The organism is Halopiger xanaduensis SH-6 (assembly GCF_000217715.1).
GTDB classification, from domain to species: domain Archaea; phylum Halobacteriota; class Halobacteria; order Halobacteriales; family Natrialbaceae; genus Halopiger; species Halopiger xanaduensis.
Map to the genome: position 1 here is coordinate 248076 of NC_015666.1, position 24304 is coordinate 272379.

At 60.2% G+C, this 24304-nt stretch carries 23 protein-coding genes; 12 read left to right on the forward strand and 11 right to left on the reverse strand.

The window, feature by feature from the left end:
- Positions 1-49: 49 nt before the first annotated feature.
- Complete coding sequence (locus HALXA_RS01230; protein ID WP_013878475.1) at positions 50-1753, reverse strand: S8 family serine peptidase; 1704 nt, start codon at positions 1751-1753, stop codon at positions 50-52.
- Positions 1754-1931: 178 nt separating this feature from the next.
- Here HALXA_RS01230 and HALXA_RS01235 point away from each other — a divergent pair, with 178 nt between their 5' ends.
- On the forward strand, positions 1932-2195 hold the full coding sequence (locus tag HALXA_RS01235; protein ID WP_013878476.1) for a cytochrome C oxidase subunit IV family protein: 264 nt from the start codon (positions 1932-1934) through the stop codon (positions 2193-2195).
- An 851-nt stretch (positions 2196-3046) separates the two neighbouring features.
- On the opposite strand, the gene HALXA_RS01240 is transcribed toward HALXA_RS01235, so the two are convergent.
- On the reverse strand, positions 3047-4492 hold the full coding sequence (locus HALXA_RS01240) for an ATP-binding protein (protein ID WP_083822819.1): 1446 nt from the start codon (positions 4490-4492) through the stop codon (positions 3047-3049).
- A gap of 184 nt (positions 4493-4676) precedes the next feature.
- Here HALXA_RS01240 and HALXA_RS01245 point away from each other — a divergent pair, with 184 nt between their 5' ends.
- The 10 genes from HALXA_RS01245 to HALXA_RS01290 all read left to right on the forward strand — a co-directional run bounded on the left by HALXA_RS01245 (position 4677) and on the right by HALXA_RS01290 (position 19162).
- Positions 4677-5879 carry a metallophosphoesterase family protein gene (locus HALXA_RS01245; RefSeq protein WP_171814655.1) on the forward strand — a complete coding sequence of 401 codons (1203 nt, stop codon included), beginning with the start codon at positions 4677-4679 and terminating at the stop codon, positions 5877-5879.
- On the forward strand, positions 5876-9052 hold the full coding sequence (locus tag HALXA_RS01250; RefSeq protein WP_013878479.1) for an AAA family ATPase: 3177 nt from the start codon (positions 5876-5878) through the stop codon (positions 9050-9052). Before HALXA_RS01245 ends, HALXA_RS01250 begins: the two co-directional genes overlap by 4 nt.
- Positions 9053-9054: 2 nt before the next feature.
- On the forward strand, positions 9055-10416 hold the full coding sequence (locus HALXA_RS01255) for a DNA double-strand break repair nuclease NurA (RefSeq protein WP_013878480.1): 1362 nt from the start codon (positions 9055-9057) through the stop codon (positions 10414-10416).
- On the forward strand, positions 10416-12275 hold the full coding sequence (locus tag HALXA_RS01260) for an ATP-binding protein (RefSeq protein WP_013878481.1): 1860 nt from the start codon (positions 10416-10418) through the stop codon (positions 12273-12275). The genes HALXA_RS01255 and HALXA_RS01260 overlap by 1 nt, the downstream gene beginning before the upstream one ends.
- A 23-nt stretch (positions 12276-12298) precedes the next feature.
- Positions 12299-14338: a phospholipase D family protein gene (locus tag HALXA_RS01265; protein WP_013878482.1), complete on the forward strand. Its 2040-nt coding sequence runs from the start codon at positions 12299-12301 to the stop codon at positions 14336-14338.
- 31 nt (positions 14339-14369) lie between these two features.
- Positions 14370-16643, forward strand: a complete 2274-nt coding sequence (locus HALXA_RS01270) for a Piwi domain-containing protein (protein WP_013878483.1) — start codon at positions 14370-14372, stop codon at positions 16641-16643.
- 127 nt (positions 16644-16770) lie between these two features.
- Entirely contained in the window at positions 16771-17358 is a 588-nt protein-coding gene (locus HALXA_RS01275; RefSeq protein WP_013878484.1) for a hypothetical protein, read from the forward strand.
- On the forward strand, positions 17351-18388 hold the full coding sequence (locus HALXA_RS01280; RefSeq protein WP_013878485.1) for a tyrosine-type recombinase/integrase: 1038 nt from the start codon (positions 17351-17353) through the stop codon (positions 18386-18388). Before HALXA_RS01275 ends, HALXA_RS01280 begins: the two co-directional genes overlap by 8 nt.
- Positions 18389-18458: 70 nt before the next feature.
- Positions 18459-18914 carry a hypothetical protein gene (locus tag HALXA_RS01285; protein WP_013878486.1) on the forward strand — a complete coding sequence of 152 codons (456 nt, stop codon included), beginning with the start codon at positions 18459-18461 and terminating at the stop codon, positions 18912-18914.
- A gap of 2 nt (positions 18915-18916) precedes the next feature.
- The gene (locus HALXA_RS01290) at positions 18917-19162 is read left to right on the forward strand and encodes a hypothetical protein (protein ID WP_013878487.1); all 246 of its coding nucleotides are present in this window, start codon (positions 18917-18919) and stop codon (positions 19160-19162) included.
- A 6-nt stretch (positions 19163-19168) separates the two neighbouring features.
- Here HALXA_RS01290 and HALXA_RS01295 read toward each other — a convergent pair whose 3' ends face one another.
- The 9 genes from HALXA_RS01295 to HALXA_RS01335 all read right to left on the reverse strand — a co-directional run bounded on the left by HALXA_RS01295 (position 19169) and on the right by HALXA_RS01335 (position 23334).
- Positions 19169-19489, reverse strand: coding sequence for a hypothetical protein (locus HALXA_RS01295; protein ID WP_013878488.1), 321 nt, complete (start codon positions 19487-19489; stop codon positions 19169-19171).
- Between the two features lie 138 nt (positions 19490-19627).
- Positions 19628-19906 carry a hypothetical protein gene (locus tag HALXA_RS01300; protein ID WP_013878489.1) on the reverse strand — a complete coding sequence of 93 codons (279 nt, stop codon included), beginning with the start codon at positions 19904-19906 and terminating at the stop codon, positions 19628-19630.
- Positions 19903-20232, reverse strand: coding sequence for a hypothetical protein (locus tag HALXA_RS01305; RefSeq protein WP_013878490.1), 330 nt, complete (start codon positions 20230-20232; stop codon positions 19903-19905). The genes HALXA_RS01300 and HALXA_RS01305 overlap by 4 nt, the downstream gene beginning before the upstream one ends.
- A 77-nt stretch (positions 20233-20309) precedes the next feature.
- Positions 20310-20606: a hypothetical protein gene (locus HALXA_RS01310; protein WP_013878491.1), complete on the reverse strand. Its 297-nt coding sequence runs from the start codon at positions 20604-20606 to the stop codon at positions 20310-20312.
- Positions 20603-20992 carry a hypothetical protein gene (locus tag HALXA_RS01315; RefSeq protein ID WP_013878492.1) on the reverse strand — a complete coding sequence of 130 codons (390 nt, stop codon included), beginning with the start codon at positions 20990-20992 and terminating at the stop codon, positions 20603-20605. The genes HALXA_RS01310 and HALXA_RS01315 overlap by 4 nt, the downstream gene beginning before the upstream one ends.
- A gap of 131 nt (positions 20993-21123) precedes the next feature.
- Positions 21124-21396 (reverse strand): hypothetical protein, encoded by a 273-nt coding sequence (locus HALXA_RS01320; RefSeq protein ID WP_013878493.1) that lies wholly within the window; start codon positions 21394-21396, stop codon positions 21124-21126.
- Complete coding sequence (locus tag HALXA_RS01325) at positions 21389-21841, reverse strand: hypothetical protein (RefSeq protein ID WP_013878494.1); 453 nt, start codon at positions 21839-21841, stop codon at positions 21389-21391. The genes HALXA_RS01320 and HALXA_RS01325 overlap by 8 nt, the downstream gene beginning before the upstream one ends.
- A 208-nt stretch (positions 21842-22049) precedes the next feature.
- Positions 22050-22931 (reverse strand): DUF4238 domain-containing protein, encoded by an 882-nt coding sequence (locus tag HALXA_RS01330; RefSeq protein ID WP_013878495.1) that lies wholly within the window; start codon positions 22929-22931, stop codon positions 22050-22052.
- A gap of 79 nt (positions 22932-23010) precedes the next feature.
- Complete coding sequence (locus tag HALXA_RS01335) at positions 23011-23334, reverse strand: hypothetical protein (protein WP_013878496.1); 324 nt, start codon at positions 23332-23334, stop codon at positions 23011-23013.
- 217 nt (positions 23335-23551) lie between these two features.
- Between HALXA_RS01335 and HALXA_RS01340 the strand changes: the two genes are divergently transcribed.
- On the forward strand, positions 23552-24280 hold the full coding sequence (locus HALXA_RS01340) for a recombinase family protein (protein ID WP_013878497.1): 729 nt from the start codon (positions 23552-23554) through the stop codon (positions 24278-24280).
- Positions 24281-24304: the final 24 nt, after the last annotated feature.

Below are 24304 nucleotides of genomic sequence, written 5' to 3' on the forward strand. Positions count from 1 at the left end.
CGTCCGCTAACTGGCTCGTCGAATCGGGATACGAGCGACGGCTGCACGACTACCGCTCGAGTCGCTCGCGGCCGGAGCCGGACAGCGCCGTGACGACACAGAGGCCGAGAACGACCGCCAGTCCGACCGTGGCAAGCTGTCCCGGCCAGCCGATGCCGGCTGCATCGCCATCGCCGGCCGTGCTACCGCCGTCAGCGGTACTCTCGTCGGACTGACTTCCGTTCGAACCACCGGCGGACTCCATCGACGACTCGACTTCGCTAGTGCGTTCGACGAGTTCGTCGGCGGCAGCGTCGGCGTCGATGATTCCGGTGCCGTACCGCGTTTCTACAGCCGACTTCTGGTCGCCAGCGGGACGCTGCGTCGTCTCGGTGAGCACGCTCGAGAGGTCCGCCGGCGTCGCCTCGGGTTCGATCGAGCGCAGGAGGCCAGCGGTGCCGGCGACGTGGGGCGCCGCCATCGACGTCCCGGGCATGCGCGCGTAGCCGCCGTCGGGCATGGTGCTCGCGATGTCGACCCCGGGGGCGACGACGTCGGGAACGGTATACGCATCCGGCCAGTCGGACGGGGTCGCCTCCCAGTCGGTCCGGTTGAGTCGCTCGCCGCCGGAGAAGGCTGCGACCGTCCCGTCGGCTGCCACGGCACCGACGGAAAGCGTCTCGTAGACGTTCCCCGGCGAGCCCGATGTTTCCGGTCCCTCGTTCCCGATCGCTCCGACGACGATCGCCCCGCTCAGGTTCGCGTTGCGTATCGGCTCGATAAACTGCGGGTACGTCCCCGTCGTGCCGAGGCTCATGTTGATGACGTCCGCATCCTCAGCGAGCGCCCACTCCATGCCGGCGAGGATCTGGGCGAACGTTCCGTTCGTCTCGTTCATAACGAGCCCGTGCAGGAGCTCGGCCTCGGGCGCGACGCCGATCGCCGTCCCGGTCGCGGCGCTGCCGGCGACCGTCCCGCTGACGTGCGTGCCGTGCACGCCGGTATCGTGGGGTCTCGAGTCTGTCACCCGCTGGCCGGCGTCGTCGAACTCCGCCCACCCGCCGGGATAGGTCGGATCCGACGGATCGTCGGTGTACAACTCGAGGTCGGGGTGAGACGGCTCGATACCGGTATCGAGCACGGCGACGCGAACGCCCTCGCCGCGCGTCTCGTACTCGTCCCAGACCGACGGGACACCGATCGCGGCGATCGCAGGTGTCACCGCAACGTCGCTCGCGGCTCGAGCGGTACCGCCCGCGGAACTCGCCGCCGGCGTTCCGTTCACCGCGGTCGGCTCCGCAGGCCGGTCCGGAACGGGGACCTCGAAGTTCTCGTGGACCGCTTCGACGGCCTCGAACCGCTCGAACGTCTCGAGGTCGACGCGCTCGAGGTTTACTTCCAGTAATACGGCGTTGGTCACCCAGAACTCCTCTGCGACGGTGATCCCTCGAGTGTCGGCCGCGTACTCGAGGATCGGATCCTGCGTTGCTTCGGCGTGTTCCTCGAGGCGATCGGTATCGACGTCGTTCCCGTCAGCAGCAACGGCCGTGTCAATTACCGGCGCGTCCTCGAGTCTGACGATCACCTCGACGCTGGTTCCGTTCGCCGGGAGGTCGTCGTCGATCCGAATTCCGTCGTCCGTCGGCGGACCGTCGGTGTGGTCCGCTGTCATCGCTGATACACCCGCTGCGATCGGCCCCGCAGAGAGGAGCAGCAGACAGACGACGATCGGAACGATCCCCGACCGTCCCACTCTCGCGCGACGCGAAGTCATAGTATGGACACACACAGACAGCCAGTCAATAAAGAAGTTCGCAGTATCGAACCGGTTCTGGATGGAGCAGGTAATCGTCGGTTGCTAGACGGGTAACGAACGCACCGAGGATTCCCTCGAGCCGCCCGAACGACGACATGAGGAAGGTATAAGTGGTCGTCAGCCACAATGCACACTAATGGCTAACATCCGAACGTACACCCTCATCTACGTCGCGCTGGTGGCACTGGCGACAGGGAAGTTCGTGTTCTTCCACTTCGACTTCTTCACGTACGGGATGGCGATGGCCGGAACGATGGGCCTCATCGTCGCCAAGTCGCTCCTGATCGCCGGCTACTACCAGCACCTCGTCGAGGAACCGCGCGCAATCACGTACATGATGGGCACCGCCGTGTTCATGGTCTTCCTGCTGACCATCGCGGCCGGGTACTCCATCCAGTAACATCCAGTAATCGGACTCGCGGTCGGCTCCGGCTGATTCGACACCCTTCAGGACGAGACCGACCCGACCGCTTCGAACAGTACATCACGTCGGCCACCGTTTTCGGTTCAACCGATCCTCGAGCACAGTGCTCAGTTCGTTCGACGTCTCGAGGTCGCTACGTATGACGTTGCCACGTTCGACGGTCGCTCGGACGTCGGTGCAGTCTTGGAAGCGCAGTTAGTCAGACTACGAATCCGCCAGCACGCGGCTCAAGTGGCTGACGGGTACCCACTCGTGTTTCACCCGTAGCGCTCAATGGGCGGCGTCACGGTGATTCTGTGGACCAACGCTGCGCTCGAGATGACGAGACTCGGCTTACTCAGATAAGTGCGTTACCGAGTATCCGGTGTACCAGCTGTTGCGTAGAGAGGTTCACGGTGCTGGACGGGCTGCCCGCCGAGCGAAGGCAGTCTCTCAATCTGCGAAGCGGGGACGATACGACGGGGAACGACTACCGTCCACGCTGCGGGGATGAAACTCGCCCAGTCCGCCGCCAGCCACTCTCGACGGAACTATCCGAGGTTGTTTAACGTCGGGTGGTAAGATGGGAGACACAGGCGTCTCTACGAGATCGAACGAACGGAGAACGAAGACTCCAGGGAAGAAAACAGTAGCGCCACGGTGGCGCTCCGCTATTTCTACTCTTTGCCGAACATCTGGCGCATTATACGCTGAGATTTAAACTGAATTTGAACGATTCAGCGGAACGGAGCAAATGTATCCCCTGATTTCAGGGCCGGTTAGCATGGTGTAAATTGATTCTTCGAATCCAGCCAAAGATCGAGCACGAATAGAGAGATGAACCGTGATTAGATGAAGAACAAGAAGAGCCAGAGCGGGAGTGTGATCAGTCCATCTTCGACAGATGTCTCCACGTCACGAGCTACGTGGACGCCATACGTGCAATCGTACTCATCACGGAAAGAATCAACGCGCTCTGTCGGCGTCCGTGGGTCGTTTGTGGTTGGCGTAACGATAGGGATCGGTGTCCCCTCTCCGGTTTCCAGCACGAAGTCTACATCCACGTCGCCGCTTTCCCAGAAGCCGACCGGTGAATTGGTGTCTTGATACCGGAATCCGAGGCGCTTCAAGTGGTCGAATATCACGGTAGAAATCAGATTGTCCTCGACCTGTGTAGGGAGCAACCCGTCAAAGTCGAGATCAAGTAACGCACCGAGTAAAACGGGGTCTCGAAGGTATAGGCGGACACTTCGCTTTCGCTCGTGCTTGTACTGGTACGAGGGGGTGAGAATGAAGAAGTCCTCCAGAATATCGATATACCGCTGGAGTGTACGACGGTCGCAGTCCAACAGTTCGCTCAAGTTCTTCAACCCGAGAGTATGGCCGGGATACATCGCTGCGACCGCACAGAGCGCATGTAGGTCGCTGCGGTCGTCGAACTGTTGGTACCGTGGGACGTCTCTGTAGACAGTCAGCTCGAGGTTATGATTTGCTGCCGACGCGTCTAAGTTTCGCCCCTCTCCTTGGAAGTACTTCAGCACGCCCCGCTTCAGTGTGCTCGTGGCATCGACCGCTCCTAACAGATCATCTAATCCCGACTGTAGTGCGCTCGCATCGCCAGTATCAGCTGCGTGTTCTAGCGTGTCACGTACGTTCCTAACGGTATCTTTAGCGACTTCGATGTCGTGATTCTCGCTGACGAAGTCGTAGAACTTCGGAGGGAGCAGAAGGTCGCTGTCGGTCTTAAGCTCCAACTCTTCGATCGCATCAGTCGATGCCCGTGCAACCGTTGGGAGCGTGACGGCGATAGTCAAGTCATCGTATTCGTCGAGACAATCTCGAACTTGGTCACTCCACGAGCCCAGCGCGTGCGCGTCATCAATAAAAACGTAACCCGTCCCCGGTTCGGCATCCCGCTGCCAGTAGTAGGTAGCAAATTCGTCGACGGCATCCTGAATGACCTCGTTGCCAATCTGGAACCTTGGATCGCCGACTGGGAGATACATGACGTTCCGGGGCGGAATATCGTCTTCTGAGATCAGGTCGTCAGCAATTTGATGTAATGTAGTCGTCTTACCGCTACCAGCCGCCCCGGCAATGTTCACAAACCGGTTATTTCGAACCCGTCGTAACTTGTAGTTGTAATCGGAGCGCCGCTTTGGCTCATAGCGGTCGGCTACTGTCACGTCGCCGGTTTCCCACCACGGGTTCAGCTTTCGATAATCTGGTGTCAGGTCGCCCCTCTTCATAGTGGAGGTCATATTTCCAGAGACATAGTCTATTCGGAGCCCCATACATGACTAACTAGGACTATCTAAAGCCCCAAATCAGCTATTCTCGACCCTTTTCGAAGTCCAAATTAGAAACTTTGCTACTACTGTATGGCCTAAGCCTAAGAACTAAGTGGCCAGCAAATGTTGGTGTAGGTAAGGATGACAGTCACGCGACCAAGCATGACGAACGGAGGTGGCCGATAGCGTGTCTACGCGTATCCTCCACGTCAGTGACACGCATATCGGCTATGAGCAGTACCGCAACCCTTCGCGGCGTGAAGATTTCTTCGACGCGTTCGAGCAAGCACTCGAGATTGCACGGGGAGAGCACCCCGACCACGACAACGAGCCAGTCGACGCCGTACTCCACACGGGTGACCTGTTCGACGACCAGCTAACCAGCTTCGACGACGTCTACGCCTGTCACGCCGCGCTGCGGGAGCTGCGCGAGGCCGGAATTCCGTTCTACGTCATCGTGGGCAACCACGAGATTCGGCGGAATACGGACTTCGTTGACGAGTTCGCCCTCACGAGTGACGCGATTCGACTCTCGCGGGCGCCGACGTCGATCAACGACGAGGTGGCTCTCTATGGTATCGACTCGGTGAAGAAGTCCGACTGGGAGGGCGCCGACCTCACGCTGGAACCATCCGACGACGGCCAGTTCCGGCTGGTCGCCATGCACCAGCTGTTCTCGCCGCCGATCGACGAGATTGGCCACGATGACTCAAATATCCTCGACCTCGAACCCGTCCTCGACCGCTTTGGCACAGACGTCGACGCGATCGCGCTCGGGGACTGCCACGAGCGGATGGGCGACACCTGTCGGGGCGTTCCGGTCTGGTACCCCGGTTCCACGGAGCGGACGACGCGCGACACTCCCCAACCATCGGTCGATCTGCTGACCATCCGTCCCGACGAGAGTCCCGCACTCGACCGCGAGCGGATGTTACTCGACACGCGAGACTTCAAGGAGATTGACATTGAGTTCGGCGAGTCCGACAGGTTCGGTCTCGTGGAGCGGAAGGTCGAGGAGAAGGCCCCTGTGAAGGACACCGTCGTCTTCGTCTCCATTTCGGGCGCAGAGAACGGCGTGACCAAGCAGGATGTGCTCGACCACCTGTACTCACGCGACGTCACCCACGCGGACGTGAGCGACGAGCGCGTCGTGGAGGCTATCACCGGCGATCTCGACGAGATTGACGGTGAGAGCGAGATCGATGTCGACGCGGAACTCCAGAGCGCGGTCGACGAGTTGGAGATCTCTGACGAGGCCCGCGAACTCGAGGATATACTTCGGAACGCCGACCCTGACCTCGCCAACACGCGCCGTCGCGGCAACGCGAAGGAGCGCTTCCAAGAATTGGCCGCCGAGCGGTTCGACACCACCACGGAGGACGAAGCATGAAGTTCGAGCGACTCTCCCTGAGCGACTTCCAGTCCTACGACAATCTGGACGTGACATTCGATGACGGGTTGACGCTGCTTCACGGCCCAAACGGCGCGGGCAAGTCGACCATCACGCGTGCGCTGTACACCACGCTCTACCCCCTAAACGGGAAGTACAAGATCGGCGCACACGACCTCGCCGACCTGATTCAGGACGGCAAGGACAGCGCCACCTCGACGCTGGTCTTCAGCGTGGGCGACGAGCGATACCGCATCACGGTCGACATCTCGCGAAAGGGAGACGGCAGGGCATCGGCGAACGCGGAGATGACCAACCTCGAGAGTGAAGAGACGTACTCCACGAAATCCTCGGAGATCGAGGAGAAAGTCTCCCAGCTGTTCGGGATGGATGCCGAGGCCTTCGCCAACAGCACTTACGCGCAGCAGACGGAGCTCACCCGCCTGATCGAGGCCACGCCGGGCGAACGTGAGGACATTCTCGACAACCTGCTCGGTCTGACAGCTCCCGACGCGTACGAGGAGGACATCAACGAGATGCAGAAGACCGTTGAGTCGTGGCAGCAGGACAAGCGGTCGAAGCTCCAGACCGTCCAAGAGGACATCGAGGAACTCGAGGCCGACGACCCCAAGGCGACCGTCCAGTCGAAGGCCGAGGAGATCGACGACCTCGAGGCACGCATCGGTGACCTCTCCGATGGGCTCGAAGATGGACGCGAGCGGCTGCGTGCCATCGAGAGCGACATCGAGGAGTACCGGGAACGGGAGTCAGACCTATCCGACCTAACCGACGAGCGCGACGAGGCGAAGGACACAATCGACGACCTCCAGTCTGAGATCGACGAGCTAGAGGCCGAAATTCAGGAGTGTGACGAGGCCATCGCTAAGCAGCGCGAGCGTATCGAGAGCCGGGACGACGAGGTGGTGGACTTCGACCTGACGAACGAAGACGAGGCCAAGGAGGCCGTCGAGGAATTCGAGACCAAGTACGACGAGGCAAGCAGTGAGGTCGAACAGCGGCGGGCCGAGGTCGACAGCGCCGAGGACACCGTTGAGCGTCTCGAAGACGAACTACAGTCCCAGCGAGAAGAGTTGGAGGACGCACAGAACCGCCTCCACGCTCGAGAAGCCGATGTCGAGGCCGCTGAGGAGACGCTGGGCGAGGCCAAGGACTCGCTCGAGCAGCGTCGCGAGATCCTCGAAGAGCAACTGCAGGACTACCTCGAGACGCCGCTCGACGATGTCGATGACCACGAGGCCGCGGTTCGTGACCGCATGGACGACATCCGCGAGGAGAAGTCTGACCGCGAGGCGGAATACGAGAGCAAGCGCGACCGGCGTGCCCGCCTCGGCGACGAGATCGACACGATCGAGTCGGAGCTCTCTGAGGTGCGTGAGCGTCGCGATGACATCCGCGAGAGCCTCGAGACAGCGGTTGACGACCCAGAAGTGGCGTTCGAAGCCGCCGTCGACCGAGCCAACGAGGCGGCCTCGGCGCTCGGCTTCGACGTGTCTGCCGAGGACATCGACACGGCATTCACCGGTGATCTGCCGGACGAGCTGGACGCCGCACTTAACGACCATCGCGACGCGGCAGAAGAACTCGCCGACGCTCGCGAGACAGTTGGAGAGGCCACGGCCCACATCGAGGATCTCCAGTCGCTGGCGGCCGGCAAGTGGCCTCTCGACGGGGGTGACGTGGGTGCGACTCACGACTACGACACGCAGATTCAGCGGCTCGAGTCGGAACGCGAGGAAGCGGAGACGGCTGCCGACGCCGCAATCGATACCCTCGACGCTGCGGATGAGCGGCTCAACCACGTACAGGAGGTCGCGGACGCTCTTTTCGAGGCAGCTAGCTTCAAGGCACTCGCCGATGTCGCCATCGAGATCGACGATCTAGAGGCCGAAATCGAGCAGAAGCAGCAGACTCGTTCCGAGCTGCAAGATGAGATGGAGTCGCTGGAAGAGGAGATCAGCCGTCTCGAGGAGGCCATCGCAGAGGGCGAGACGGCACTCGACACAATCGAGGACGTCGAAGACGCCGAGACGGCCGTCGACGAAGCCGAGCGTGAACTCGAGGACGCCCGCGACGAACTGGCCGACATCAAGGAGGAGATTGGCGAACTGGAGGCCGAGATCGAAGACATCGAGTCCGACCTCGACGACGCCCGAGAGGACGTCAAGGACGCCGAGGCCGACCTGCAAGAGGCCGAGGAACAGTTGGATGAGGTCGAAAGTGCTCGCTCGGCCGCTCGCGAGGCTCGTGACGCGCACGCCGAAATCGCCACACTGGAAAGCGACCAGAAGGGGTACCGGTCACGCCTCGATGACAAGGAAGAACAGGTGGCGTCGAAGCGCGAGGAACTCCAGCAGATTGAGGATGAAATCGAGGAGGTGGAATCCGACCTTGAAGACACATCACCGGACGACCTGAAAGAACAGCAGAACGAGACCGAGACGCTGATCGAGCAAGTAGAGTCGCAGCTGGAAGACGCGCAGGAGCGTCGCGACGAAGCACGGGATGCGAAGAGCAAGGCCGAGGAGCGGCTCAACCGTCTTCGGGACAAACGCGAGCGCAAGGCGTCCCTCGAGGAGCAGGTCAATTGGGCACAGACACTGCTGAACGACTTCGAGACGATCACGAAGACGTACTCGGAGGTACAGACGCGGATGCGCGAGCGCGTGCTCGATCGGCTGAAGCGCCATACCAACGACATCTTCCGCGACCTCTACCAGAACAGCACCTACGAGGCCGTTGACATCGACGAGAACTACGACCTCCGGCTGGTCAGCGGCAGCGAGACAGCCCGCGACCCGAACAAGGCCAGTGGCGGTGAGGGAGTCCTCGTCACCATCGCACTCCGAGCGGGCGTCTACCGCGTGCTGGCCGATCAGGCCGGCGGCCGCGATGACAGCCTCCCGCCGTTCATCCTCGACGAACCGACGAACCACCTCGACCCGACCCACATCGACCGGCTGGAAGACGCCGTCGAGAGCATCCGTGACTGGGACGTCCCGCAGGTATTCGTCGTCGACCGCTACGAGGGCCTCGTCGAGGGGGCCGACCACCGCATCCGTGTGGAGAGGGACGACGGTGCCGGTGCCTCGAAAGTCGTATTGGGTGACGGCACGGGCGATGCGGACGACGACGAGTCGGAGGGGGGTGACTGACGATGGTGTCGCCCGACGGGATGGCCGCTCTCGAACGCGGCTTCCGCTACGTCGATGAGAACACTGACGGCGATGACGACGTCCCGGATGCCCGCGACCTGTTCCGTAGATACATGGGGGGCCCCGGCGGCGAGATCGACGCGCTGGAGACACCACGCGTGTACCGTGAATCGGCGGCCGACCTCGCGGAGGCGTCGCTCTACGACTGCTGGTACGGAATCGACGCCAGCACCCTCCCACCGAAGAAGTTCCGTAACGGCATGATCGCGTCTGCTGCCGTGGCGACCGCTGGAGCGTTGGGCAGGTGCGATGTGTCTGTCGAAGACGCGGAGACGCTCGTCTTGGCCATCTCTGCAGACCTCGACGGCGAGGAGTCGCCAGTGCATCTGATGGAAGGAGAAGTCTCCCTCAGACTCGTCGCTGTCGACGAGGCGCCCGCACGAAGCGAACTCGACAAGTGGGTCGGCTCAGCGGCACGCGTTCCCGCGGAGTGCTGGCATAGTCGGCGGCTGGCCGAACGGATCGACGGCCCCATGTTCATCGACGGGAGCCTCTACCCTCGGTCGGTGCTGCCGTTCGTCAACCTCATCCGGACGCGGTACGGGGAGGACGGGAAGGTGGACTTCGAAGACATCGAGGAAATGGGGGTTGCTGCCTCGGCGATTCAAACTCGTGTTGAGGCGATCGACACGCTGACCTCCCGAGGATACCCAACGCTGGGCTTCACCAAGACGCTGCTCTCCGATGACGTCGTCAAGGCACTCACGTCGAAGGCGGCCGCGGCTGACGAGTCAATAAGCCTGCCGTGGGACGATGACTCCCAGTTCCTCTCGGCGCTGCTCTCGGATGACGAGCCCGACCACCTCACGTTCACGTCGTGGCTCGTGCGCTCCCGTCAGCGTGTCTACGGGAACGACCTCGAGCCACTCGGCGCCTACCGGATTCCGGACGGCCACGAGGCGCGAGACTTCAGGCGGGCGTTCTTCTTCGTCCGCCTCCCGGATGACATCGTCATCCGCGTCGAGGCACCACTCATGCTCGTCGACACCGAAGAGGGCCGCGTTCGGATTCAGCAACTCGCGTTGGCCCGGATAGCCGAGGCCAACGACGTACCGTTCTCGGTCAAGCGCGCAGATGACCGCGCCCGCATTCCCCACGAGGCGCGGAGCCACCTTGTTGGGCTTCTCCGGGGCACTGAGGAAGTCGGCGACTACAACCGCGACCGGCGGTGGGGGCACGGAACCGGGCCTTCGCTCGCGAGAGAGCCGGACATGGACATACCCGGTGATGACTCGGCAGAGTCCGACGAGCAGGGAGACGAATCATCTACCGACCAGCTAGCGGACGACATCCATCCACGATAATGAGCGACAGCAACACTGACACCGACGACTTCGACCAGTTCGCAGACCGAATGCGAAACCTCGCCGATGACGAGGGGGCTAACGACGAATCCGAGGATAACAACGGGGACGGTGTGGGGCTTGAGTTCGGAGACGGGCCCGAGCAGCGCGGCCTCCAGACCACGGCAACGGACGATCCCCTCGGTCACGTCACGGCGAGTGAGGGGCTGAGTGTCCGCCGGGGCAACCACGACATTATGGGCTACGTGCGGAGCGACACACGTGACGAACTCCGCCTCGGCGACTACATCCAGATCCCCTATCCGCGACGCGCCGACGATCCCCACGCAGAACTGCTCGCGGAGGTCGTTGAGATCGGCTATGAGCAGCGGGCCGACATCGACGATATGTCCGACATGCGGCGGGGCATCGATGGTGAGACCATCGACGAGCGCCAGTACGTACAGGTGGCCGAACTCGACCCCATCGCCATCGTTGAGGGGTCGGCCGAGGACGACCTTGAGCGGTCGACCGTTGACCGGGTACCTAAGCCGTTCACCCGCATCTACAACGCCACCGGGGAGGCCTTCCTTCAGACCGGCCTGAATCTCGCTTCGAACGGCCCTTTCGTCGGCCACCTCGCCGTCGGCGGCGAGCGGCACCCATCGGGAAATCCACTTGCGTTCCACTTGCCGGACGGTACGGGCAGTGCCTCCACACCGGCTATCTACACACATACGCTCGTGACCGGTTCGACGGACGCTGGGAAGACGCACTTCACGAAGAACCTGTATCGGCAGCTGGCCACTGACCAGACCTACCAGATTGCCGTCGGCGATGACGGCACGGAAGACCGGCGGTTGGGGATGGTCGTCGTCGATCCCGAGGCAGAGTACAGCGGTCTCGGTGACGACCCGTCAGCCGATGACCTCCCTGACGACGAACGCCAGCGTCTTGAGGGACAGGGCATCGAGGTTGGTGGCATCAACACGGGCGCATGCGGATCCCACGACCTTCGGACGTTCGCGCCGGTCGTCGAAGGGAAGCCCACTCCGGACATCGACAATATTCGCGAGTTTGGAATTCCATTCGAACTCGTTCAGTCCAATCCGGAACTCATCATGCCGTACAGTAGCGGAGGCCCAACCGAGGCTGCTCTCCCTGACTGCCTGAACTCCTACTTCAACGAGACTACTGACCCGACCTACGAGGGATTCATGGAATACCTCGAAGTCAACGAAGCAACGCTCCGAGAGGAACACAACATCGGCGAGAACATGTGGGGAGCTATTAACCGCCTCGTCGATAGAGACTACTTCAGTTCAGTATTCGACTCGGGAACACACCAACTCACCGAAATTTCTAACGAACTGTTTCAGCCCGGTCGTGTTACAGTCGTACCGGTGAGTCATCTCGGAGACCCTGACGATCCGGAGATGCGTGTGGTCGTGATGGCGCTACTGAGCTACATTGCCCAGAATAAACTCTCGGACGACGATCCTGACCCACATGTTGCTGAAACCCCATTGGTGCTCGGACTCGACGAGGCACACGAGTTTCTTGGAGATACTTCTACCCGGCAGCGCGAGGCGATAGTGGAATCATTCCGGAGGATTGCCAAACGGGGCCGCAAGTACGACCTTGGGCTCTCACTCGTAACACAGGAGCCAGCCGACGTGGACGACCAGATTAGGTCACAGCTCCGGACGAAGATCTTCCTGCAGCTCGAAAAGGAAGTCGCCAAAGACATCCCGATTCCCGGCCGCTACACTCCGGACGACCTTGCGACGTTCACACAAGGACAGGCCGTCATCAAGGCTCCGAACGTCCGTCCGGTGGAAATCCGCGGTCTCGACCACCCTGTGGTACAGCACGACTGACATACCCGAGAGGTGACCTATCCATGAGCGATAACCCGAACACGCTGCTGGAGGCAGAGATCGAGTTCGCCGACACAGGCGAGACGGCCACACTCGAACTGGCCACGCTGAAGCGATGGCAGAACTTCCAGACGTACTTCACCTCGGACATCCGGAGGATTCGCGCCGTAACTTATTCGGAGTCACCGGAGATGCTCGACCGTGTTTTCGACGCCATCGATGTCGACGAGATGGAGGTAGTGGTCGGCGACCACACGAAGGACTACCGGGAGTCGCTACGCGGGAAGGAACAACTTGCGGCCCGTCTTGAGCGGCTCCAGCGCGAGGATCGGCTCCAGATTGTATTGCCGGCGCTCCGGAACAACGAGGTTCACTCGAAGCTCTACCTCCTCGAACACGAGGACGGCACGCGGACGAACATCGTGGGCTCGCCTAACCTCAGCAAGAAGGCGTGGGAGTCAGTCTACCAAAAGAACGTCATCGTCGTTTTCCGTACCGACGGCAACCAGCGGATTGATTCCGTCTTCGACGAGTGGTATGCCGAGATGCGCGACTACGGTGACGTGTTCATGGAGGATCTCACCGAACGCGTCGAGGAACTCCCTAACGAACAGCAGGAAGAGGAGGTACACGCGTGGATTGCTGGTCGAACGACCTCGGACTCGGAGGAGGCTGAGGTTGAGCAGGCACTCACCGATCGCCTTGAAGAGGCGAACGTTCGGAAGGCTACAATCGTCGGCGACTTTGAGGAGGACGAGGCCGACATCACGGTTTCGTTCACAGATGACGAGGAGGCCAGCGACGTTCACATCTCCCAGTCACTGCAGGGCTACGAGAGCGTACCCGGCGAGTGGCAAGATGAGTTCCGCTCGCTTGACGGATCGATTGAAGGCAGCAAGCTTCGAGCCTCGCCGGGCGCCATCAGTCGTCACTCCAAGGAGAAGTTTGGGGCGCCCAAGATGTGGTTTACTGACGACGACAGACTGGTGCTGCAGACGCCAGAAGATCTCCAACTTGACCTGATGCGTGAGGTACCTGACGACCCAGACCGGGTCGACACGGCCCTCGCGCAACTTGAAGAGTACTTCGAGGCTGTCGACGAGTTCGGGAAGACCGATCATCCCGAGGCCGTCAAAGCCCAGATGTTCGAGGCGATTATCTGGTTCTTCTGGGCGCCATTCATTAACCGATACGCCAGCGTCTACAAGAGCCGCGGTATCGACCTCGATAAGTTCCTGCCGAGTCTCTACATCTACGGCGAACCCGGAAGTGGAAAGGGGACACTCGCGAGGTACGCGTTCCACCTGCTCTCGGACGGGCACGTCTCGGAGCCCGAAGATGGGGACAACCTCAACAAGACGGCTCTACGCTCCGTCCGGCAGGTAGACTCGGTGTTTCCGGTCGTCTTCGATGACATCAATCCGAGTGACCTCGATACCGAGGCCTATCTCAACTTCCGACAGAAGCACTGGACAGGGGACTCCGACTTCCCGGCGCTCGCGTTTATCAGCAACGACAATCTCCCTCGGTCTCGGATTCAGCACCGCGCCAAGACATTATATCTGGACGTCCAGTTCGATCAGACGCACAAGACGGCTGAGTACGCGAGTAAGCTCACGAAGCGGTCGAATCCCCTGTTCACATGGTTCGCACACGAGTTCCGCAACCGTGACATCGCGATTCGGGAGAAAGACGACGACACATTAGCGGAGGCGCGAAACGTCTTCGTTGATCTCTACGATGCGGCCGGCCGCGAACTGCCGGACTACTTCCCGCACCAACCAGCGGAGGAACGGTACGACCTCGGGAAATTCCTCTGGCAGGACGCTGTCGACGGTGACCTCGTTGAGTTCCAGCGGCGTAATGGCAAGCTGGTTGCCGAGTTTGACGAGTCGCTCGGTGTCTTCAGCTCTGTCCGGCAGTACGCTCGTTGCCTGCCAAACGAGGCGCGGGCGAGCAACGACGGCCATCAGGTCGTCATCAAGGAAGAAGACGCTGTGAGAGATTGGTTCCCGTTCGATATTGAGACGACTGACGGGCTGCTCTCACGGCTTCTCCGTTAACAGAGACACAAAACTGCACCCTTCATCGAATATGACGAACTCCGAAAACACCACAGACTCCGACGACGCCGACGAACAGCGACGTCTCCACCATTCCCCCGTGAATGGAGAAGGTACCTATTTGATGCACAGTCGCGGTAACAAGGCCCTCGAGAACCTCACAGTCAAAGAGTACAAGCTCAACGTGTCACCCGGCGTCAAGCAGCACGAAGATGTCGACCGCTTCACGGCTTCAGCCAAGTATTGGCTTGACCAAGTCCATGGCGTACCGGTCGCACAGGCCGGAAACCTCAGGGTGATTTCGATCACCAATCTCTCGCGAGACGTAGAGGTGTGGGGGAAGTCAGTCAGCCCGGAGTTCGTGCGCCATCGGACACTTGACCCGGCGATCTCGGAGGATAATGACGACCTCAAAGAGCTAGTACAGTCGGCACTCCGGCGTGCTATCCCTAAGGACAAGTACAGCTTTCGATTCCTCAACGACGTCGTTCGTGAATCACCGGCATTCGTCGCCGAAAGTGGGAAGTTCGCCGCTCACCCGACCTACGACCTTCGTGTCCGAATCACGTCCGACGGAGTTCCACTGTTACACGTCGAGTCTGGGCACACACTCCGAGCGACGACGACCGTCGACCAGCTGATTGACGAGGGTGACGACCCCAGCGGGATGAAGGTCGAGCATGACACGACTCACTACGATCAGCGAGGTAGTGGCGAGCTCGTGGGGTGGAGCGACAGTCAATACACGGATCATATAGACGATGTTGGGAACAGCATATACGGCCTTCACGAAGGCGACGTTGAGGAGGAATTCCGAGAGCAACTCAAAGAGAAAGACCCCCGCCTCCTTCGAATACGGTACGGAAACGATACCAAGTATCAGCTACCACATCTCCTCCTTCCAAGCCCGCGGTTAGAACAAATTGAAGAGCAAGACCGGGATTTCCACCAGCGTTACAACGAGGAGAAAGGTCTCCTACCACAGAGGCGGCATATTCTAGCGTCCAACTTCGTCGAGGATTTGCAGGTTCTGCCAACGGTCGACATAGAGTTCCTTCCGGGGCCGACAAACTACGGGTACGAACTCACGCGAATCCGAGGCGAATCACCTCGCCTAGTCTTCGGTGGCGAAAATCGGCATACTATGCCCCGAAGGGGTCTTGTTGACCACGGCGTGTTCAACTCACCGGGCCAGTATCGGGTTGGTGTGCTCACCCCAGCAACCTCGATATTCGACGAGATTCGCGAGGAGTTCCTCCCGTTGCTTGTACGGCGTCTGCGTGAGATTGGAGCACCAGCCGCGGTGAAGAACTACACCTTCGAACTGGGTGACGTATCGACCTACACTGAGGCGGCCCACAGTGTCGATGAAGATACCGATGTCGTAGTCGCGGTCGTTCCCGATAAGGAACAAGCAGACTCCTTGCCCGGGATGGAGGATCCATTTGACGAGTTGAAACGGTCGCTGATGCGCAGAGGAATCCCCTCGCAGATGATGATGAAACCCACAATCGATGAGTTACTTGCAATCAACGCTTCAGCCGGGAATTTCTCCTTCATCAACGCGCTCAGCGCTATTGTGGCCAAGGCTGGAGGGACTCCATGGGTGATAGGAGACCTGCCCGGGCCGACGGACGCATTCATGGGACTGGACGTGACGAGGGACGAAAACAACCAGCATGCAGGGGCGAGCGCGAGTGTCGTCCTCAATAATGGTGCCGTGTTCGCAGCCGAATCAACGACTCTCCAGTCCGGGGAAAAGTTCCAAGCCGATCACATCAATCAGTTCATCCGCGATTTGGTTCACGATTTCGCCAGCTCCCACGAGGAAAACATTAGGCATGTCACCATTCTTCGTGACGGGAAAATACACGAGCAGGTGGACACAATTCGTGAAGGACTGAGCGGGATGGACATCGAATTCGACATGGTGGGCATTCGAAAGACCGGCCAGCCGCGCGTTACCACTCACGAGGACGATGAGTTCAAGATCGCGGACAAGGGGTTGGGATTCGTTGATACTGACCGAGAAGAATCGATACTCCACCCGTGGGGTGTCCCCGAAACGACGCAGGATAACCAACAGGGAACGCCACGCACGATTGGGATCGTGAAAGACAGTGGCCCGACCGACCTTCACACAATCACAGAACAAGTGTACTGGCTCACAGAGATGCACTTCGGGAGCCCTGCTCGCAGTACGCGGGAGCCCGTTCCAATCAAATACGCTGACGCCGCTGCAGACTACGTTCGGAAAGGATTTGTCGCACCCGGTGAGGTAATCCACGGGCCGGCGTATCTATAACTCTCTAGAACGCGGGAGGCACCGATAGGAGGTGAAATGAATCGCTGACGGGCCTCCTGTGCCCGGCAGCCGTCCCTCTTTTAAACGGATTTTACATTCATAAGCGAGGACGGGTGACGGGGGTGGTGTGACTGACTCCGAACGCTTCATCGGGATCAAAGTCAATCCCGATACGAAAACGCGGTGGCAGCAGGCCGCCGAAGAGAACCCCGAGTACCGCTCGCTGACGCACCTCATCGCCGTGGCCGTCGAAGCCGAACTCGGCGAGCAACCCGACACTGGTGGCGAAGTCGACGTCGACATGAACGGCGTCCACGAGCGGCTGGACAGCATCCGCGACGAGATGCGGGAGATGGCCGACACCATCGACGAGACGTACATGCTCGCCCGCAACGAGGAGATGGCCGACTACACCGAACTCAAGGCTCTCGTGCAGGATTTGATCCCGACCGGTGAACGTGAGGAGATCCTCAAGCGAACGCCCGAGAAGCCGCCGATGGAGACACCGGAGGACGAACTGGAGGACGTGATCGGGCGCACCGGGAGCGCGTCGCATCTCGCCCGCCTCCTGCAGAATGAGGGATACACCCCCATCGAGATCAAGGGCGTCATCGAGCAGTTGGCGGACGACGTGAAGGGCATCGAAGCGACGTTCGCGCGCCCGCAGGAGCAGTCCGACAAGCGCATCTACCGAGTGGAGGGATACGATGGTTGAGGCGCGTCGGATTCCGGGAGCCGCCGTCAAGCCGCACGAGCCCTACGTCGAGGAGTTCGGCGAGCGGAACGCCGAGATTCTGAGTGGGTTCCGAGCCTCGATGAAGCGTACACAGGCAGAGGGGAGTGCGCAGACGTGGATCAGCGGCGCGGTGACGTGCGCCCGGTGGCTCGAGGAGCACTACGGCATCAATCTCGAGGAGGCGAACCGGTCTGACCTCGACGACTACCTCGAGTACATCAGCGGCGAGTTCGAGAGTACGGAGACGCTCGGGGGGAAACTCGACAGCGTGCGCCACCTCTATGACTGGATGTACAGGAAGGGGGTTGTTGACGACGACCCGACGACTGCGTTCGACTGGGAGAACTATGTCAACGGGAAGTCCCGCACCTTGCAGGCGGAGGCGCTGAACCAGAACAAGGATTACGTCGCCATCCCGCGGGAGGAAGTCGAAGAGTTGTGGCAGGACGACGCTCTCCCGTCACCGGCTCTGCGCAACGAGATCCTTATCCGGTTGCTGTGGTACACGGGGATGCGTTCGTCCGAGATCGTGCGCGTCAAAATCGGCGACATCGACCGTGACGAGGGCCGAATCCGGATTTACGCCAAGAAGACGGATGACTACCGCGACGTGTGGTACCCGGTCAATCGGATGGAGCCGCTGCTGAACGAGTGGTTGGGTTACAGGCGGTCGGCGTTGTCACCTTACGCGGACGAGTCGCCCTACCTGTTGTTGACACATCAGGCGGAGCAGATGCGGGCGTCGCACGTGTCGCGGATCGTCAAGGACGCGGCGCGGAATGCGGGAATCAACGAGGTGTTGTACGTTGACGCAGCGGGGAAGAAGCGGTGGAAGGTCACTGGCCACACCCTTCGGCACTCGTTCGCGACACACCACGCAAACGTGCTGGAGACGCCGATCCACATTCTGCAGGACGTGATGGGGCACGACAAGATCGAGACGACGCGGAAGTACATCAGCGAGGACAAGGAGGCGCAGCGTCGCGCGATGCAGGAGCCGTGGGAGTGACTCGCCGCGCCGTCGGCAGGTTTTGAACGCGGACGTTTAACTGAGTGGGGTGGTTCAGATTGCGGTGCAAATGATCGAGAAACCGGACGACGAGACGTGGTACGAGTACCTGTACACCGACGAAATTAGCCGTGATGAGCGCAGCGAACTGCGCGACGAGTGGCGCGAGCTGATGGCGGACGAGGCGCGCGAGATTCTCGAAGACAGCGAATTGGATGAGTCCCGGTACGAGGTGGAGGTCACCACCAATATGTACGTCGGTGCGGACGATGAGTGGCTGATGGATGACCGGGAGGATGCGAAGGAGTTGCGTGACGTCCTCGACCGCGAGATCGGCGACGAGTCTGTGGGGGCGTTTGTCACGCCGCGCTCCTCGGAGGGCGAGATCGCGGATATTCCCGAGCCGGATCACGTCCCCGTGGACGAGTACGAGGTCTTCGTCGAGTTGGAGCAAGTGCAGGAGAGCATCGATGGGGGTCTTCAGGCTGCGAAAGAGAAGATGAACGAAGCTGTCGGGAGTGAGTGACGATGGCGGGCGAAGAGGACGCGATGTGGGAGCTGTCGGAGGAATTGCGCGAGCGCGTTGATGACCCGGACGGCGTGTCGTCAGGGCAGCTGGACGGCGAAAGTGCGTACATCGTTCCCGCAGAGACGGAGGCAGAGGCCGAGGAAATTGCGGAGTGGGACGTGGACGCAGCTGACGACGCTGAGGTGATGCAGACTCGCGTGGTTGACACCGAGTACGGTGTCGCGTTCATCGTCGAAGACGAGTGACAGCGGTCAATCGTTGGACTCAACCAACCCTTGTGCCTCTTCGGTTGAGACGGGGATGTTCTCTACGCGGCCGATCACGCGCCACGGTTCGTTGACGTCGGATTCGGCGAGGGTGCGAGCCAGTTCGTCCTCATCGTCGGCGTCGTAGGCGCTGGTGGCGACGTCCTCGTAGCGCCCCATCACGTCTTGTGCGGCTTCGCGTTCGTCGGGAGAGAAGTGCCAATCTTCTCCGGTAGGGGTCTTCACCGACAGTTTCGTTCCGAGCGGGGTTTCGTACACCTTGAGTTCGCCGCCTTCGAGGATGTCGAGGGCTTCGTCGAGGTTCATACTCGGGTGGGCTGTAGGCAATCCAGTTGAGGTTTTAGAAATAGGCTCAATCTTCTACTAGATCCGCGGTTCGTGAACCGGATAGCCCCGGCAACAACGTAACTTCCCGACAGGCCGCGCGGCCTGCCCGAGTGTGGGTTAATCCGTGGACTCGTCCAACCACTTCCAGACTTCTTCGCGCGCGCGGCTCGGGTACGCCCACGTGTCGTCGTAGTCCGGGCGCTCGGGATCGCGGCAGCTGAAGGCCCACGTCTGCGTCCAGTCCTCCACGTGGATGATGGTCTCTCCACGCTCGGCGGTGAAGCCGGGGCCGCCGCCCTCGCCCTCAACCTCGCCGTAGGTGATGCTGAATCCTTCTTCGCCGAGATCGTCGATGAGGTGCTGGAGGTGATCCGGGAAGTCGCCGTAGCGAGTCACGCGTCACCACCGGCCTCGACAGCCTCGAGGTAACCGACCGCCATTTGCGCGGCGTCGCGTGGCGAGTCGAACCGAGGGTCACGGTCACCGTCGTCACTCGCGACGTACTTCCCGGCGTGTTCGTAGACGGAGACGCCAGTCTCGATGTCGAACACGTAGTCACCGGTAAGCTGGTTCCCGGCCTCGATACGACGGCCGGCGCGACGCCACCTCCGCGCGACTTCGCGGATGGCGTCGGACTCGATGGCGTCGATGTCACACGTCTCGACGCGTCGCGGCTGGTTGGAATTCCTGTCGTCGCTATCGTGCAGGTTCTCGCGTACCACTGCACTTTACCGGGACTGTGCTCCCCGCGGATAAATGTAGCAACGGGCGGGGGTTCGACAGAATGAGGTGAAGGGGATCAGCCCGCCAACGCGAGGGTGAACCCCGCCCCAACCCCGCCGTCAGAAGGGCGGTCATCGGTGAAGTCGTCGAGCGCGGTCTGGCTTGAATGCATTCGCTTGCGGACAAGCGGTGCATCCAGTTCCATCGCCGCGTACTGGAGTGCGTGCTCCGTGTACCAGTCACGCTCCCGGTCAAGCATCCACGCGTCGCCGACGCAAACGAACGGATACCTGTACGTCCGCGCCTGCTTCTTCGGGGATGTAACCACTTCTGCGCTCTCGCCGTCCTTCTTCAGCCACGTTCCGTATTTCACGCCTCTTCACCCGCCTCTTCGGCGGCCAGCGCGTGATTGTACCAGTCGTCCACCACCCCGACGTAGACCTCGTGAAAGGCTTGTGTCGCATCACGGGTGTTGGTCGGCGCAGCAGCTGTCCAGTCGACTTCAAACTCGTCGACGAGGTCTCCAGCCGGGCGGCGGATCTCCACCCGATGGCGCTCGTCCTCCCCGTCGATGAACGTCGCTTCGGCGCGGAGTGTAAATCGACCGTGAGGCCCGCCAATCCGCATCAGCAGCGACACTGCCAGTTGGTCGCCTCTAACCTCTTGTGGGCGAATTCGGTAGTCCTCGACGTAGGCGTCGCCCTCGAAGCCGTCGAATGTTCGAAGCCTGTTCGTGTTGATCGGATGGTTCTCGTTCATAGTCTCGAGCCGTGTTGTAGCTGTCTCGCGTGCGTGTCGCGTCTAAATCACCTCTGTAGCGTCGTTCTCGTCTGAAGCTCGCCGGGGGAGTCGAACCCCCGAGATGGCCGCCGGGTCGGCCGCGAGTGAGATCAGATCGTGTAGACGGAGTATTTCTGTATCTCGTCGTTACTCATCGTCCAGCCCGAATCGCCGTCGCCCATTCGCCAGCCGATGTGCGGCTTCAGTTGGATGATGATCTCGCCATCGCACGCGTGATGGTGGGCCTCAACACAGTTGTTCGACATTCCGATTACCTCGTCAGCATCCGAGACGATGTTCCGATTTCCCTCGTCACCGTGACGGAGTTGCTTCGCGATCTCCTCCATCGGTGGGGCATCCGGGTTCGTGTCGTAGTCAGTCATCGCTACTACTGCTCTCGCGAGCGAGTTCTTCCCGCATCAGCTCGGTGGCTTCAGCATCCCGCTCCACCTTGATATACGACTTCTCAAGCACCGGCGCGAAGCTCGTGAGGACGTCGCGCACGTCGCCGACGTATGTCGCGTTTTCGTCCATCGGGCCGACCGTACGCTGCTGGATTACCGCACTCTCTCGCAGCAGGTGAATACCGAGGGTGAGATAGGGCTCGTCGCTCCCCGTCGCTGGGATGGATGCTTCCAGACGCGACCCCCACTTGTTCTCGAGGAGTTCGTCGAACGCGTCGTACTCTGGGTCGCCCCACTCGTACTCGTTCGCAGGCTCGAGGCGGAATCGGATTTCGTCGTGGATTTGCTGGGCTGCCTCTACAGCGTCGAGACCAGCCAGTTCGTTCTCGTTCTGTGCTTCCGGATTGTCGTCGTTGTCGCTCATAGCAGATCACTTGATTTGGCAGCGTCACCTCCATCGCGGCGTCTTTCTCCTCTCAAGAATGGATTGGGCCGAAGGAGTAGATAAACGGATTGTTGAGGAGGGTGTTTACCGGAAGGTACAGGCGTTATCGAAGCCGATTAAAGGTTTTTACTGCAGAGAATGGACGCTTCAGAACCCCTTGGGCTGGCTCCAATTCGACTGTCGGCCCCTACTCGACGTTTGCTCTCTCCGAAAGGGGCTCCGCTACCTCTGGAGTGGCTTCAATTCGTCTTTCCGCCTGATCAAAATCGTCCCGGCAAGAGTACACGAAACGGTTTGACCGCTGAACTTGCAGATCACGCTGGAAAACCACATTTTCTCGGTCAGTGGTGTTCGACACTTCCGGCAGGTCAGGGTACACACTAGGCTCTACGATCAACAGAAGCATCCACGGAGTCAAGGGGAAGTAGATTTGTACACCTCGATTCCGCAACCCAAGATTTCCGTAGGGCCCGAAGTCCAGTTCATTATGCCTGACTGCGGGGAAATCGGAGGTGTAGTATGGTAGATCGGTTTCGTTCAGGAAGAGGTGCCAATCTAATGCCGCGATTATATTCGCGAAGTCGCTACTGGCGTCCTTGATCAGGTTGTTCTGCAACTCTCTCAACGATTCCTCGTCCTTCATCTCATCGAGTTCCGTCTTGAACTCTTCCGGCATGTTCTCTCGTCCGATACTCTCCTCGATACCTTCAACCATACCTCGCATCGACGACCTCGACCCTCGTGTTCTGACCATCTGCACTCCAAGAAAAAGGGCGATGGTTACTTTCTCTGCCTCGGTAAGACAAGAGATCGATTGGTTGTCGACTATCTTCTCGTACGGAGTGCCGACGCGTCCTTCCAAATTCTCCAAGAAGTTCTCCATCTCTGGAACCAGCTCGGTCTTTCCGTCGTAGAAGAAGTCCTCGGCTGCGGTACTGTCGACACCGGTTGGGAAACTCCGCTTATTCTGCTTGTCGTAGCAGTAGACAGAGTTCTCGTCGGGATCGGTCGAGAATCTCCGAAGGTGAAGGCGGGGTACGTAGTGCTGGGAGACCTTCTCGTCCCTCATATTGTGAAGTACTCTACGCTATTATGATAAATCCATTATGACTATCCCACCGCCTCTTCGCGGTGACTCTTTGACCGCCTCAATTGGTGAGCTCAGGCTTCCGGGGACTCGACCAACACGAGATTCTGAACTGGGAACGGATTATGCTCTTCGTCGTATCTTCCTCCGGCACGTAGTGCCAGAGATGATCTTCTACGCGATATAGAAAGGACTCGCTGCCTTCTGCCTTGACTCTTAGACGCTCCCCAACATTTTCATCGTCCTCCCAACCGAGGACGGTGAGCGGTTCGACCGGCCACTCGAAGAACTTCACAGAATCCCCCGGCTCCAAGCCTTCAAATACCTCTAAATCACCCTCCCGAGGCTCCCGAGGATCGAGCGACGGGTCATGCACGATTTCCATAGCATCGTGATAGACCCCTCCTCACTTAATGCTGTCATCGAGTAGCTCTGCGCGCCGGCGTTTATCACTCAGGAGACATCAGTATCAAGTGCGTGTTGGGCCAGAACCGGATGGTTTTCGCCCGAGAGGCTTTCACGCGGGCGAGAAATCCCAGTCTTTATGTTGGCTCCCTTGGTGGGCAGCCGGGCAGCCTAACACCACCCAGAACCAGCCAAACATGCGATACCCGACCACAATCTACGCACGCGTCTCTACCCCCGAACAGGACATCGCCCAGCAGAAGGAGAAGTTGTGGAACCACGCCATCGACGAACTCGAGATCGAGCCCTCGAACATCGACGTGCTCGAAGACGAGGCCACCGGCAGCAACACAGACCGCGACGGCTACCAAGAGATGATGCGTCGCGTGTGTGAGGGAGAGACCGAACGCGTCATCGTCCGATCGATTACTCGCCTCGGGCGCAATATGCGCGATCTCAACGACGCCGTCCACGAGATCGTCGTGGACAACGGGTGTGGGCTTGTCGTCGTCAACGACGGTCTCCACATCGAACCAGATACAGAGGAACTCAACCTCGAGCAGAAGGCCATCCTCTATGGCCTCTCTTTCGCTTCCGACATCGAACACGAGATGATCAAGCAGCGAACCATCGACGGTCTCCGCGCCGCCGAAGAAGCCGGGAAGCGCATCGGTCGACCGATCTACGGTTTCACCTCTGAAGATGGGAACCTCCGGCCAGACAACGAGGAGTACGAGCAGGCTGTACAGGCGATCGTGGCCAAGGAGGAACTCGGCTGGTCAGACCGCCGTATCCAACGCCAGATCGGCGTGCCGCGACGAACAGTCCCTCGAGTCGTCGATCGACGCGACATTTACCTTGGAGACCGAGGCGACGACGACCTTGCCGAGCAGGCACGTGATGATCTGGAGGCGATTGGCCAGTAACACCGGTATCTGGCCATCTATGAG

Bases quoted from the DNA above. Each gene is read 5' to 3' on its own strand.
- HALXA_RS01235 (WP_013878476.1), top strand. From the start codon at position 1,932: ATGGCTAACATCCGAACGTACACCCTCATCTACGTCGCGCTGGTGGCA.
- HALXA_RS01260 (WP_013878481.1), top strand. From the start codon at position 10,416: ATGAGCGACAGCAACACTGACACCGACGACTTCGACCAGTTCGCAGAC.
- HALXA_RS01325 (WP_013878494.1), bottom strand. From the start codon at position 21,841: ATGAGCGACAACGACGACAATCCGGAAGCACAGAACGAGAACGAACTG.
- HALXA_RS01265 (WP_013878482.1), top strand. From the start codon at position 12,299: ATGAGCGATAACCCGAACACGCTGCTGGAGGCAGAGATCGAGTTCGCC.
- HALXA_RS01290 (WP_013878487.1), top strand. From the start codon at position 18,917: ATGGCGGGCGAAGAGGACGCGATGTGGGAGCTGTCGGAGGAATTGCGC.
- HALXA_RS01320 (WP_013878493.1), bottom strand. From the start codon at position 21,396: ATGACTGACTACGACACGAACCCGGATGCCCCACCGATGGAGGAGATC.
- HALXA_RS01250 (WP_013878479.1), top strand. From the start codon at position 5,876: ATGAAGTTCGAGCGACTCTCCCTGAGCGACTTCCAGTCCTACGACAAT.
- HALXA_RS01295 (WP_013878488.1), bottom strand. From the start codon at position 19,489: ATGAACCTCGACGAAGCCCTCGACATCCTCGAAGGCGGCGAACTCAAG.
- HALXA_RS01285 (WP_013878486.1), top strand. From the start codon at position 18,459: ATGATCGAGAAACCGGACGACGAGACGTGGTACGAGTACCTGTACACC.
- HALXA_RS01280 (WP_013878485.1), top strand. From the start codon at position 17,351: ATGGTTGAGGCGCGTCGGATTCCGGGAGCCGCCGTCAAGCCGCACGAG.
- HALXA_RS01270 (WP_013878483.1), top strand. From the start codon at position 14,370: ATGACGAACTCCGAAAACACCACAGACTCCGACGACGCCGACGAACAG.
- HALXA_RS01255 (WP_013878480.1), top strand. From the start codon at position 9,055: ATGGTGTCGCCCGACGGGATGGCCGCTCTCGAACGCGGCTTCCGCTAC.
- HALXA_RS01315 (WP_013878492.1), bottom strand. From the start codon at position 20,992: ATGAACGAGAACCATCCGATCAACACGAACAGGCTTCGAACATTCGAC.
- HALXA_RS01340 (WP_013878497.1), top strand. From the start codon at position 23,552: ATGCGATACCCGACCACAATCTACGCACGCGTCTCTACCCCCGAACAG.
- HALXA_RS01335 (WP_013878496.1), bottom strand. From the start codon at position 23,334: ATGGAAATCGTGCATGACCCGTCGCTCGATCCTCGGGAGCCTCGGGAG.
- HALXA_RS01330 (WP_013878495.1), bottom strand. From the start codon at position 22,931: ATGAGGGACGAGAAGGTCTCCCAGCACTACGTACCCCGCCTTCACCTT.
- HALXA_RS01240 (WP_083822819.1), bottom strand. From the start codon at position 4,492: ATGGGGCTCCGAATAGACTATGTCTCTGGAAATATGACCTCCACTATG.
- HALXA_RS01230 (WP_013878475.1), bottom strand. From the start codon at position 1,753: ATGACTTCGCGTCGCGCGAGAGTGGGACGGTCGGGGATCGTTCCGATC.